The following is an 11,789-nucleotide window of genomic DNA, read 5'->3' on the forward strand; positions in this document are numbered from 1 at the left end:
GTAACCTTTATTCTACCGTTTCAGCCCTAGAATTGTCAATAGTGCGGCCCTGTTATTCTTGTCAACCGCCGGGAAATGTGGTATTATATCGTCAACTATGCAGAAATCTCTTGACAAGGGTGTGAACCTGTTATGGAAACGAATAAGAAAGTCATCTTCAGCGGCATCCAGCCCAGCGGCGCCCTCCACCTGGGCAACTATCTGGGAGCCCTGCGCAACTGGGTAGCCCTGCAGGACGAATATAACTGTGTCTACTGTGTGGTGGATGAGCACGCCATTACCGTGCGGCAGGACCCCGCCGCCCTCCGCCGCCAGACCATCGAGCTCTTTGCCCAGCTGGTGGCCTGCGGCATCGACCCGGAGAAGTCCATCCTGTTCATCCAGTCCCACGTGCCCGCCCATGCCGAGCTGGCCTGGGTGCTCAACTGCTACACCATGTTCGGCGAGCTGTCCCGCATGACCCAGTTCAAGGACAAGTCCGCCAAGCACGCCGACAACGTCAACGCCGGCCTGTTCACCTACCCCTCCCTGATGGCCGCCGATATCATGCTCTATCAGGCCGACCTGGTGCCGGTGGGGGAGGACCAGAAGCAGCACGTGGAGCTCACCCGCAACATTGTCCAGCGCTTCAACGGTATCTACGGCGATGTGTTCACCATGCCTGACGCCTATATCCCCAAGGTGGGCGCCCGGGTCATGAGCCTGAACCAGCCCGACAGCAAGATGAGCAAGTCCATCCCCGAGGGCTGCGTCTATCTGATGGACAGCCCCGACGATATTATGCGCAAGTTCAAGCGTGCCATCACCGACAGCGACACGGAAAACTGTGTCCGCTATGACCGTGCCAACAAGCCCGGCGTGGCCACCCTCATTGACATCTATGCCGCCGTTACCGGCAAGACCTATGAGCAGATCGAGGTGGAGTTTGAGGGCAAGGGCTACGGCGCCTTCAAGCCCGCTGTGGGTGCGGCCGTGGTGGAACTGCTCCGGCCTGTCCGGGAGGAGACGGTGCGCCTGCTGGGCGACAAGGCCTATCTGGAGGGCCTGTACCGCGCCGGCGCAGAGAAGGCCGCCTCGGTGGCCCAGCGGACCCTGCGTAAGGTCCATAAAAAAGTGGGCTTCATCCCCCGCTGAGAGATAAAGGAGCATCTTTCCTATGCCAATCAATTCCGAGCTTCCCCTGCTGGGGATGGTGGCGGCCGCTCTGGTGGTGGCCTTTTTGGTGGCGCTGATTGCCACGCCGGTGGTCAAGAGCCTGGCCTTTAAGGTGGGCGCGGTGGACGTACCCAAGGACAACCGCCGGATGCACGATCATCCTATTCCCCGGATGGGAGGCCTTGCCATTTACCTGGGCTTCCTGCTCAGCGTACTGCTCTTCCTGGATCTGAACGCCCAGATGCGGGGAATGCTGCTGGGCGCCACCATCATCGTGGTGCTGGGTATTTTTGACGATATCTATGCTCTGGGCGCCAAGCTGAAGTTTCTGATCCAGATCGGTGCCGCCCTGGTGGCGGTGCTGTCGGGCAACGTGATCGAGACCCTGTCCAATCCCAACGTCTTTTCTTCCAATCTGTACTGGGATCTGGGCTGGCTGTCCATCCCGGTGACAGTGTTGTGGATCGTGGCCATCACCAATGCCGTCAACCTGATCGACGGCCTGGACGGCCTGGCCTGCGGTGTCTCCACCATCAGCTCCATGACGCTGCTGGTCATCGCCCTGGTGGTCAGCGAGGGCGACGTGGCCCTGCTCATGGCCGCTCTGGCCGGCGGGTGTATCGGCTTTTTGCCCTACAACATGAACCCCGCCAAGATCTTCATGGGCGACACCGGCTCCACCTTCCTGGGCTATATCCTGGCGGTGGTGTCGGTCAACGGCCTGTTCAAGTTCTATACCATTATCTCCTTTGCCGTGCCCTTCCTGATGCTGGGCCTGCCCATCTTCGACACCTGTTTTGCCTTCATCCGCCGCATTGCCCACGGCCAGAGTCCCATGCACGCTGACCGCAGCCATGTGCATCACCGGCTCATCGACATGGGCTTCAACCAGAAGCAGGCGGTGGCGGTGCTCTATATCATCAGCGGTATTCTGGGTCTGTCCGCCGTGGTGCTCACCACCAGCGGACCGGTGAAGGCCATGCTGCTGCTGATGGCCTTGTGTTTTGCCGGCGCCATTGCCGGACATATCTTTCTGAGCAATAACCGGAAGGATATGGAGAAGGGAAAAGCATCTGAGGAGCAGCCGGAAGAAAGTCCGGAGGAGGAGCAGAAATGAAAGAGATCCGTGTTATGACCATCTTCGGCACCCGGCCGGAGGCCATTAAAATGGCCCCCCTGGTGCAGGAGCTTCAAAACCGTCCGGGCATCACCTCCATCTGCTGCGTCACCGCCCAGCACCGACAGATGCTGGACTCCGTGCTGGACATCTTCCATCTGAAGCCGGACTACGACCTGAATATCATGGAGCCCCGACAGACTCTGTCCACCATCACCACCAAGTGTCTGCTGGGCATGGAGGAGGTGCTGGAGCAGGCCAAGCCCGATCTGGTGCTGGTTCACGGCGACACCTCCACCACCTTTGCCGGTGCTCTGGCCGCCTTCTACCATCAGGTCAAGGTGGGCCATGTGGAGGCCGGTCTGCGGACGTGGGACAAGTACTCCCCCTTCCCGGAGGAGATGAACCGGAAGCTGGTGGGCGACATTGCCGACCTGCATTTCTGTCCCACGAAGAGCAACGTGGCCAATCTGGCCCGGGAGGACATCACCGACGGGGTGTTTATCACCGGCAATACCGTCATTGACGCCCTTAAGACAACGGTTGTAAAGGATTATCACTTTTCGACTGAGCTGCTCAACCAGCTGGACTATGAGCACAAAAAAATCATTCTGGTCACCTGTCACCGGCGGGAGAATTACGGCCAGCCCATGGCCAATATTATGACCGCCCTCCGCCGGGTGGCGGAGTCCTTTGAGGATGTGGAACTGGTGTATCCGGTCCACCTGTCTCCCGTGGTGCGGGAGGCGGCGGCCAAGTACCTGTCCGGCCACCAGCGCATCCACCTCATCGATCCTCTGGATGTGGAGGAGATGCACAACCTGATGGCCCGGTCCTATTTGGTGATGACCGACTCCGGCGGCTTGCAGGAGGAGGCCCCGGCCCTGGCACGGCCTGTGCTTGTCCTGCGGCGGGAGACTGAGCGGCCCGAGGCCGTGGAAGCCGGTACCGTCAAGATCGCCGGTACTGAGGAGGAGACCATCTTCCGTATGGCCTCTGAGCTGCTGACCGACGAGAAGGCCTACCATGAAATGGCCCACGCAGTCAACCCCTACGGCGACGGCTTTGCCTGCCGCAGAATTGTGGATGCTATCGAGTGGCAGTTCGGCCTGAGAAGTGATAAGCCGGAGGAGTTCGGCGTTTAAGCAAGTTTGTGAATAGATCAGATCCCTTGGTCGAGCCTGAGGAGGGAGCGGCATGGAACGGCGCAATCGGAATATCCTGGTGGTGCTCATCGGCATCGTCATTACTGTCGCCATGCTCTCCAGCTTTGGGCTCGGCCTTTTTGAGCCTGATACCGCCAAAATCCAGCTTCCTACCCCGGCGGCCAGCCAGTCCCAGGAGCCGGCAGGGGAGGAGGAGTATGTGCGGGTGGAGATCACCACTGAGACAGTACAGTATGTGGTGGAGCACACCCTGACTCGGCCGGAGAGTTACGGACGGAATGTGACCATTGAGGATTTCTGGGGAGAGGGCCAGAGCGGTGTTACCCACGCTACCGTGTGGGTGGATGATGGCTGGACCCACACCACTGCCACGCTGCCCGGCGGTACCGTCCGCCATTCCATTGTAGGGGATGATCAGTTCTGGCTCTGGTACGAGGGGAATAGCCGGGTGCTTACCGGGGCGGCGGATGAGGACTCCGCCGATCTGGAAGGTCAGCGTATCCCCACCTATGAGGATGTGCTCAAGCTGAAGCAGTCGGATATTGCCGATGCCGGCTATGAGGATAAAGAGGGCGTCTCCTGTATCTTTGTGGAGACCGTGCCCGACAGTCAGGGCTATGTAGAGCGATACTGGATCTCCACGGACAGCGGCTTGCTCTCCTGTGCGGAAACCAGGCTGGAAGGTCAGCTGATTTATCGGATGAGCGCCTTTTCGGTGGACCGGCCCGTGCCGGAAAACGCATCCTTTGTGCTGCCCGATGGTACGGTGCTCCACGACCTGAGTTAATTGAGTCCCAACAGCAGCACCAGAGCCAGGGTGATGACCAGTTCCATGTCGTCCCCCTCCAGAAAGAGAAAGAGCAGGATGAGCAGAAGCAGCACATCCCCGGTGTCCAGACTGTCCAGCTTCAGGCTTTTCAGCAGCTCACCCAGCGCGCCCGCTTTCTTTTTGCCCCCCGCCTTTGGGGGGCGCTTCTCTTCCCGGGGCGGGGGAGAGGGGGCATCCTCCTGGGGTATCCTGGTATAGGAGGTGCCGTTGGGGATGTAGCGGTTATACATCGTCCTCCTCCTCTCCGCGGTCACGGAACATCCGCAGCGCTGTCCGGATCACCCGGGTAAGCCGGGCGATGCGGACGGCCTGATCCATCTTTTCCTGCCGCTCCGGCTTGAGAAAGGGCTTGAGTGCGGCCAGCAGGGCGGTCTTTTTATCGTCCTGGGCGGAATACTCCGACAAAAGCCCCATCCCCATCCGCAGCAGCCTGGGGTCCAGCCCGTCCAGGGCGGACAGGGGGGAGGGAGTGTCGCTCTCTGCCGGCGGCTGGTCGGCCGGTTCAGACTCCGGTTCTGCCGCGGGCTGTTCGGATGCCTGCTCCTCCTGCTTGCCCGAGAGGGACTGGGCCAGGGACATGATCTGTTCCATGGCTTGGGGATTGCCCAGGATCTGGTTGAGTTGTTCTTCCAACTGGGCCACGGGCCATCCCTCCTTGGCGTAAAATCAGTCCTGTTTGGGAGCGGTTTGATTGAGCCGTTCCACCAGTTTGGCGCCCTCTGGGTTCTGCATCACCTGGCGCACCATGGCCAGCAGATCTTTGGTATCCCCCAGAGCGGCAGATGCGGCGGCGGTTTTCAGCTTGCCGCCGGCATTTTGATTGAGCAATTCCATCAGCCGCTGGGCGTCCGGGGAGTGGATCACCTGCTCCAGCAGGGCCCGGTTGTGCTCCAGGGCGGCGGTGGGATCGGTTTTGTTCTGACCCATATCATCAACTCCATCCCTAATATATAGTGGCGTTCACTTCATTATATGTACCGCCCTTGAGAAGGTGATTGTATGAAACTGCTGATTTTTTCTGATTCCCATGGCAATGTGGCCAACATGGAGGATATTGTGCGGCTGGAGAGCCCTGATCGCATCCTCCACCTGGGGGATTTGGCCCGGGACGCCGAGGACCTGGCCGCCAAGTTCCCCAACATCCCGGTAACCTACGTCCCCGGCAACTGCGACGGACGACGGCCCGACCTGCCGGAGGAGCGGGTTTTTACCCTGGAGGGCTGTAAGATTCTGATGACCCACGGCCACATCTACCATGTGAAGATGGGTATGGGAATGGCGGTGCGGGCGGCCAGGGAAGCAGGGGCCCATCTGCTGTGCTTTGGCCACACCCATGAGGCCTTCTGCGAGTTTGAAAACGGGATGTGGATCGTGAATCCCGGTTCGGTTGGTACCTTTGGACCTCACACCTACGCTGTGGCTGTCCTGGAGGATGGCGGCGCGGTGTGTTACCTCAGTCATTTATAAGAGAAGGGAAGGATGGCTATGCTGCTTGCGGTGGACGTGGGCAACACCAATATGGTGTTCGGCATTTATGAGGGGGCGGAGCTGAAGGGCAGCTTCCGCACCATGACGGACAGCGACCGCACCTCTGATGAGCTGGGGCTGCTGGTGTGCCAGTATTTCCAGCGCTTCGGCCTGGAGCTGGACCAGATCGAGGATGTGGTGATCGGCTCGGTGGTGCCCCAGGTGATGCACACCCTCACCAACGCCATGAAAAAGTATGTGGGCAAGACCCCTCTGGTGCTGGACGATGGACTGGACCCCCGGCTTCCCTATGTGCCCTGTGCCAGTGAGGAGCGGTTGGGTCCCGACCGGGCGGCGGCCGACATCGCTGCCATGGCCAAATACGGGAAACCTCTGATTGTGCTGGACTTCGGCACCGCCACTACCCTGGACGCGGTGAGTCGGGACGGGGTGTACCTGGGCGGCTGTATCACCGCCGGGGTACGGGTATCTATCGACGGGTTGTTCCAAAAGACTGCTTTGTTGCCCCGGGTGGAGCTGGTGAAACCGGCTACCGTGCTGGGTACCACCGCCGTGGGCCAGATCCAGGCAGGAGCGGTGATGGGTTATATCGGAGCCATTGAATACCTGATCCGTCAGGCCAAGAAGGAGATCGGCGAGCCGGACGTGAAGGTGATCGCCACCGGTGGGCTGGCCCGGATGGTGGCGGACAATACCGACCTCATCGATGTGGTGGACCCCCGGCTGGTGCTGGACGGCCTGCGCATCATCTATGAGCGGGAGAAGGGCATACAGAGCCTGTAAGTAAAAATGCCTGGGTACCTTGGTACCCAGGCATTTTTGATTCGTTTCTCCTATTCGCTGAGGAGCATCCGGTCATTCTCCACATGGAACTTGTCCAGCAGGTCCTGAACGGTGAGATTCTGCTTCTCCTCCCCCCGAATGTCCGCCACGATCTGGCCGCTGTCCATCATGATGAGCCGGTTGCCGTGGGCAATGGCATCCCGCATATTGTGGGTGATCATCAGGGTGGTGAGCTTGTCCCGGCGGACGATCCGCTCGGTGGTCTCCAGCACCTTGGCCGCCGTCTTGGGGTCCAGGGCGGCGGTATGCTCGTCCAGCAGCAGCAGCTTGGGCTTTTTCAGGGTGGCCATCAGCAGGGTGAGGGCCTGCCGCTGGCCGCCTGAGAGCAGGCCCACCTTGCTGGTGAGCCGGTCCTCCAGCCCCAGGCCCAGGATGGCCAGCTTCTCCCGGTACTGCTTGCGCTCGGCGTTGGTGATGCCGTAGCGCAGTCCCCGGCCCTGGCCCCGGCGGAAAGCCAGCGCCAGATTTTCCTCAATGCCCATGGTGGCGGCGGTACCCATCATGGGGTCCTGAAAGACCCGGCCGATGAATTTGGCCCGCTTGTGCTCGGGCAGCTTGGTCACATTCTGGCCGTCAATGGAGATGGTGCCGCTGTCGGGAGGGAAGACCCCGGCTACCAGATTGAGCAGGGTGGATTTGCCTGCGCCGTTGCCGCCGATGACGGTAACGAAGTCCCCGTCCTCCAGCGTGAGGGACAGGCCGTTCATGGCCCGTTTTTCGTTGATGGTGCCGGCGTTGAAGGTCTTGTAGAGATCACGCACCTCAAGCATTGCGCGATGCCTCCTTTCGAACCGTCTTGGTGAAGTACTTGCCCTTCCAGTAGGGGATGCTGAGGAACAGGGCCACCACCACGGCGGAGAGCAGCTTCAGGTCGGTGGACTCCAGGCCCAGGCGCAGCACGAACTGGAGCACGATGTAGTAGATGATGGAGCCGATGACGGCGGAGAGCAGCTTCAGGGCGAAGTTTCGGAACACCTTGCCCAGCAGCACCTCGCCGATGATGACGGCGGCCAGGCCGATGACGATGGCGCCACGGCCCATATCCACGGTGGAGCTGCCCTGATACTGGGCCAGCAGAGCGCCGGACAGGGCCACAAGGCCGTTGGACACCACCAGACCCAGTACCTTGCACCAGCTGGTGTTGATGCCCTGGGCCCGGGCCATGGCCTGATTGGCGCCGGTGGCCCGCAGGGCGCAGCCCAGCTCCGTGCCGAAGAACCAGTAGAGCACGGCAATGAGCACCACCGTAAAGATGGCCAGCAGAAACAGGGGATTGGTCAGGTCAAGCTCCCGGATGTAGCGGGAGGAGACCAGCAGATCCTGCTTGTCCACGCTGAGGGCCAGGGTGGCCTTGGTCTTGGCGTCGCTCCAGAGAGCCATGATGCGCAGGTTAATGGAGTAGAGGGCCAGCTGGGTCAGGATACCGGCCAGAATAGCGGGGATGCCGCAGGCGGTGTGGAGCAGGCCGGTAATCAGTCCCGCCAGCATTCCGGCGATGACGGCCATCAGCAGGGCCAGCCAGGGGTTCCAGCCCTGGCTGATAAACAGGGCCGCCACCGCGCCGCCGGTGGCCAGGGAGCCGTCCACCGTCAGGTCGGCAATATCCAGGATGCGGAAGGTGATATACACCCCAATGGCCATGATGCCCCAGGCCAGTCCCTGGCCGAAGGCGCCGGGCAGAGAGTTGAAAAATGAGAACAGGAAGTCCATGATTCTGCCTCCAAATGATTAAAATCTTGCATCGCATACCGGAAAAGGGCGGAGAAGGGAAGTCCCTTCTCCGCTCTTTTGTCTGGGCGTGGGTGCTCAGGCGATGGGCTCGTAGTCCTCAGGCATGGTCAGCCCCAGAGTCTCGCAGTTGGCGGCGTTGTACATCTTGGTCACCGTGGGGGCGTACTCGATGGGCATGGTGGAGATGTCCGCCTCGCCGGTCAGGATCTGGGCGGCCATCTCACCGGTCTTGTAGCCGATGTCGTAGTAGCTGATGGACAGGGTGGCCACACCGCAGCCGGAGCAGATACCGGACTCACCGGCGATCACCGGCACGCCGGCGGGGAGAACCACGTTGGCGATGGTCTCAGTGTTGGCGGCGGCGGTGTTATCGGTGGGGATGTAGATCACGTCGGAACTGTCACAGGCGGTCTGGGTCACGGAGGACAGGTCGTTGACGTCGGTGAAGGCATACTGGGTGCAGGTGTAGCCCATATCCTCCAGATAGCCCTGGATGGTCTGTACCTGATAGACCGAATTGGGCTCGCCGGAGCAGTAGAGCAGGCCTACGTTCTGGGCGTCGGGGAAGAGCTCATTGAGCATGGCGGCCTGCTGGTCCAGGGGAGCCAGGTCGGAGGTGCCGGAGATGTTGCCGCCCACGGTGCCGGTCCAGTCGGTGATGGAGAGGGCGGTGGCGTAGTCGGTCACCGAGGTGCCCAGAATGGGAATGTCGGCGGTGGCAGAGGCGGCGGCCTGGAGGGGATAGGTGGCGTTGGCAAGAATCAGGTCCACCTGATCGGCCACAAAGCCGTCCATAATAGTGCCGCAGTTGGCGTATTCGCCGCCGGCGTCCTGCTCCTCAAAGGTCACCTGGCCGGGCAGCTTCTCATTGAGGGCGTCCTTGAAGCCCTGGGTGGCGGCGTCCAGCGCATCGTGGGTCATCTGCTGGCAGATGCCTACGGTGTAGGTCTCGCCGCTGGCGGCGGGTTCTCCGCCGGAGGGAGTCTGGGAGTTGCCGGCGGGGGAACTGGCGGCGCCGGAGGTGCCGCCGCCGCAGGCGGTGAGGGTGAGAGCCAGTGCGCCGGTGAGCAGTCCGGCTGAGATACGCTTATTCATGAGATTGACCTCTTTTCCTTGTTTGCCTCCCCATATCTGAGAGATACAGGAAGCACTTATACTGATTTTGCAGTTTAGCACTTAAAAGGCCAAAAGTCAAGTATGATATTTTTTTGACGAACATAGAGCAAAAAAAACGGAGCGCTGCAAGAATTGCAGCACTCCGGAAGAAATTCGGCAAGATTTAATTCATCTGCTTGCGGCGGGACAGGTTGATGGTGCCGTCCTGCATGGAGTCCACGTCGTCCAGGCTCTTGCCGGTACCGTAGGCCACGCAGGAGATGGCGTCATCGGCTACATGGGTCTCGATGCCGGTGTGGGACTCGATCAGCTTGTCGAAGCCCCAGACCAGGGAGCCGCCGCCGGTCATGCAGATACCGTTGGTGGAGATATCGGCCACCAGCTCGGGGGGCGTACGCTCCAGCACGCCGTGGATGGCCTCCAGGATGCGGGTGGAGACCTCCTCGAAGGCCTCGATCATTTCGCTGGAGGAGACGGAGAATACCCGGGGCAGGCCGGTCATCAGGCAGCGGCCCTTGATCTCGATGGTCTGCTCCTCGGGGCGGGGGAACACACAGCCAATCTGCATCTTCAGTTCCTCGGCAGTACGCTCGCCGATGAGCACGTTATGCTTGCGGCGGATATACTTGACAATGGCCTCGTCGAACTGGTCGCCGGCGATCTTGATGGAGGTGGACTCCACGATGCCGGACAGGGAGATGACGGCGATATCAGTGGTGCCGCCGCCGATGTCCACGATCATGTGGCCGTCGGGCTTGGCGATGTCGATACCGGCGCCAATGGCAGCGGCTACGGGCTCCTCAATGAGGTACACCCGGCGGGCGCCGGCCTGGATGCCGGCGTCGATGACGGCACGCTCCTCCACCTCGGTGATGCCGGAGGGAACGCAGATAACAATGCGGGGCTTGAACAGCCGGAAGGAGGTCACCTTGCGGATGAACTCCTTGAGCATCCGCTCGGTCATGTCGTAGTCGGAGATAACGCCCTCCCGCAGGGGACGGATGGCCACAATGTTGCCGGGGGTACGGCCCAGCATCTGCTGAGCCTCAGTGCCCACTTTGAGCAGCTTGCCCGTATTCTTGTCAATGGCCACCACGGAGGGCTCCCGCAGGACCACGCCCTTGCCCTTTACATAGACCAGGATAGAAGCAGTACCCAGGTCGATACCGATATCTTTACTGAACATACCTGCACCTCGACGTTTTACTCTGTATGATGAATGGTGATGACTGACCAGAAAGCCAACTCAGTCAAACAAGACTGGATGATGCAATGCCCCAGTCTGAATCCTCTATATTATACAGAAGTATGCCCGCCATTTCAACGTAAATTTCCGCTAATTTTCTGAATTTTCCCGGCAGATGACCGGTCAGACCGCCTATCTGGCCCGGGCAAGGGCGGCGCACACCACATCCTCTGCCCCCATGGTACGCAGGGTGCGGGCGCATTCGGACAGGGTGGAACCGGTGGTTACCACATCGTCAATGAGCAGGACCCGCTTTCCCGCCACCAGCTCCGGGTCCACCGGGGTGTAGGCACCCAGTACATTGGCCCGGCGCTGGGCATCCTCGGTGATACCGGACTGGGGATCGGTATTCCGCTCCTTCCGCAGGGTCTCCACCGCCACATCTCCCAGCTCCAGAGCGGCGGCGCTGGCCAGCAGGAAGGCCTGATCGTAGCCACGCTCTCTCTTTCGCCGGTCGGAGAGAGGCACCCAGGTGATGAGATCGTACCGCCCGTCCAAATGATCGTGGACACACTGGGCCACCAATTTGCCGTATACTTTATGATAGCCACGGCGTCCTTTAAATTTGTACCGGTGGATGGAATCTCGCACCTTGTCCTGATAGCGCAGCGGCGCGGCACACAGAGAGAAAAATTCCCCTGTCAGTTCCGCTTCGCCGTCGGTGAGCCAGGGCAGTTCCCGCTGGCAGCGCCGGCAGAAGCCGCTTTCGCCGGAGTCCAGCACCTTCCCGCAGAACACGCACTTGGGCGGGAAGAGCAGGTCCAGCACAAAGCCCAGCGGCCCGCTCATTTTGATCCCTCCGCCGGAATCGGCCCGTGCTCCTTTTCAAATTCCCGGATGCAGCTTTGGATCAGATAATGTGCCTGTCCATTGATGGTTCTGCCCTCATAAGATGCAATATACCGCAGTTTCTGATGGATCTCAGGCGTGACCCGTAAGCCAATGTGTTTGACTTCTTTTCCCATATCTTTCACACCTCCATCCTGCTTTGCGTGCGATTGCACGCATCCTGGATATATAGTATGAAAGTTTGGGTGGAATATGGGGGAGTGCACAAAATTGCACGCACAAAATTCGACTAGATGGGATGGGCGGGCG

Annotated in this window: 15 protein-coding genes; 6 read left to right on the forward strand and 9 right to left on the reverse strand. The window is 60.4% G+C overall.

Annotated elements, in window-relative coordinates:
• Window positions 1–132: 132 nt before the first annotated feature.
• From trpS to B5E56_RS05630, 4 genes are read left to right on the forward strand one after another with little or no spacing between them, the layout of a single operon-like run.
• Complete coding sequence (trpS, locus tag B5E56_RS05615; protein ID WP_087388972.1) at window positions 133–1,134, forward strand: tryptophan--tRNA ligase; 1,002 nt, start codon at window positions 133–135, stop codon at window positions 1,132–1,134.
• Between the two features lie 22 nt (window positions 1,135–1,156).
• The gene (locus tag B5E56_RS05620) at window positions 1,157–2,272 is read left to right on the forward strand and encodes an MraY family glycosyltransferase (protein WP_087187873.1); all 1,116 of its coding nucleotides are present in this window, start codon (window positions 1,157–1,159) and stop codon (window positions 2,270–2,272) included.
• Window positions 2,269–3,417 carry a non-hydrolyzing UDP-N-acetylglucosamine 2-epimerase gene (wecB, locus tag B5E56_RS05625; protein ID WP_087187874.1) on the forward strand — a complete coding sequence of 383 codons (1,149 nt, stop codon included), beginning with the start codon at window positions 2,269–2,271 and terminating at the stop codon, window positions 3,415–3,417. The genes B5E56_RS05620 and wecB overlap by 4 nt, the downstream gene beginning before the upstream one ends.
• A 52-nt stretch (window positions 3,418–3,469) precedes the next feature.
• Window positions 3,470–4,225, forward strand: coding sequence for a hypothetical protein (locus tag B5E56_RS05630; RefSeq protein ID WP_087388973.1), 756 nt, complete (start codon window positions 3,470–3,472; stop codon window positions 4,223–4,225).
• On the opposite strand, the gene B5E56_RS05635 is transcribed toward B5E56_RS05630, so the two are convergent.
• Genes B5E56_RS05635 through B5E56_RS05645 form a run of 3 tightly spaced genes read right to left on the reverse strand, consistent with a single transcriptional unit; the run spans window position 4,222 to window position 5,194 of the window.
• Entirely contained in the window at window positions 4,222–4,497 is a 276-nt protein-coding gene (locus tag B5E56_RS05635) for a hypothetical protein (RefSeq protein ID WP_087187876.1), read from the reverse strand. The genes B5E56_RS05630 and B5E56_RS05635 overlap by 4 nt on opposite strands.
• Entirely contained in the window at window positions 4,490–4,909 is a 420-nt protein-coding gene (locus tag B5E56_RS05640; RefSeq protein ID WP_087268470.1) for a hypothetical protein, read from the reverse strand. The genes B5E56_RS05635 and B5E56_RS05640 overlap by 8 nt, the downstream gene beginning before the upstream one ends.
• Window positions 4,910–4,933: 24 nt before the next feature.
• Window positions 4,934–5,194, reverse strand: coding sequence for a hypothetical protein (locus B5E56_RS05645; RefSeq protein ID WP_087187878.1), 261 nt, complete (start codon window positions 5,192–5,194; stop codon window positions 4,934–4,936).
• A 72-nt stretch (window positions 5,195–5,266) separates the two neighbouring features.
• Between B5E56_RS05645 and B5E56_RS05650 the strand changes: the two genes are divergently transcribed.
• Both B5E56_RS05650 and B5E56_RS05655 read left to right on the forward strand, forming a co-directional pair.
• Window positions 5,267–5,734 carry a metallophosphoesterase family protein gene (locus B5E56_RS05650; RefSeq protein WP_087388974.1) on the forward strand — a complete coding sequence of 156 codons (468 nt, stop codon included), beginning with the start codon at window positions 5,267–5,269 and terminating at the stop codon, window positions 5,732–5,734.
• A gap of 12 nt (window positions 5,735–5,746) precedes the next feature.
• Window positions 5,747–6,538, forward strand: a complete 792-nt coding sequence (locus B5E56_RS05655) for a type III pantothenate kinase (RefSeq protein ID WP_242958780.1) — start codon at window positions 5,747–5,749, stop codon at window positions 6,536–6,538.
• 50 nt (window positions 6,539–6,588) lie between these two features.
• On the opposite strand, the gene B5E56_RS05660 is transcribed toward B5E56_RS05655, so the two are convergent.
• The 6 genes from B5E56_RS05660 to B5E56_RS05685 form a co-directional block, all read right to left on the reverse strand.
• Window positions 6,589–7,368: an ABC transporter ATP-binding protein gene (locus tag B5E56_RS05660; RefSeq protein WP_087268478.1), complete on the reverse strand. Its 780-nt coding sequence runs from the start codon at window positions 7,366–7,368 to the stop codon at window positions 6,589–6,591.
• Window positions 7,361–8,308 (reverse strand): ABC transporter permease, encoded by a 948-nt coding sequence (locus B5E56_RS05665; RefSeq protein ID WP_087388975.1) that lies wholly within the window; start codon window positions 8,306–8,308, stop codon window positions 7,361–7,363. The genes B5E56_RS05660 and B5E56_RS05665 overlap by 8 nt, the downstream gene beginning before the upstream one ends.
• Before the next feature lie 96 nt (window positions 8,309–8,404).
• Window positions 8,405–9,424 carry an ABC transporter substrate-binding protein gene (locus B5E56_RS05670; protein WP_087388976.1) on the reverse strand — a complete coding sequence of 340 codons (1,020 nt, stop codon included), beginning with the start codon at window positions 9,422–9,424 and terminating at the stop codon, window positions 8,405–8,407.
• A gap of 184 nt (window positions 9,425–9,608) precedes the next feature.
• The gene (gene mreB / locus B5E56_RS05675; protein WP_087388977.1) at window positions 9,609–10,631 is read right to left on the reverse strand and encodes a rod shape-determining protein; all 1,023 of its coding nucleotides are present in this window, start codon (window positions 10,629–10,631) and stop codon (window positions 9,609–9,611) included.
• Between the two features lie 192 nt (window positions 10,632–10,823).
• Window positions 10,824–11,480 carry a ComF family protein gene (locus B5E56_RS05680; RefSeq protein WP_087388978.1) on the reverse strand — a complete coding sequence of 219 codons (657 nt, stop codon included), beginning with the start codon at window positions 11,478–11,480 and terminating at the stop codon, window positions 10,824–10,826.
• Window positions 11,477–11,656 (reverse strand): hypothetical protein, encoded by a 180-nt coding sequence (locus tag B5E56_RS05685; RefSeq protein WP_087187882.1) that lies wholly within the window; start codon window positions 11,654–11,656, stop codon window positions 11,477–11,479. The genes B5E56_RS05680 and B5E56_RS05685 overlap by 4 nt, the downstream gene beginning before the upstream one ends.
• Between the last annotated feature and the right edge of the window lie 133 nt (window positions 11,657–11,789).

The sequence above is a fragment of the Flavonifractor sp. An112 genome (assembly GCF_002161085.1).
GTDB classification, from domain to species: domain Bacteria; phylum Bacillota; class Clostridia; order Oscillospirales; family Oscillospiraceae; genus Flavonifractor; species Flavonifractor avicola.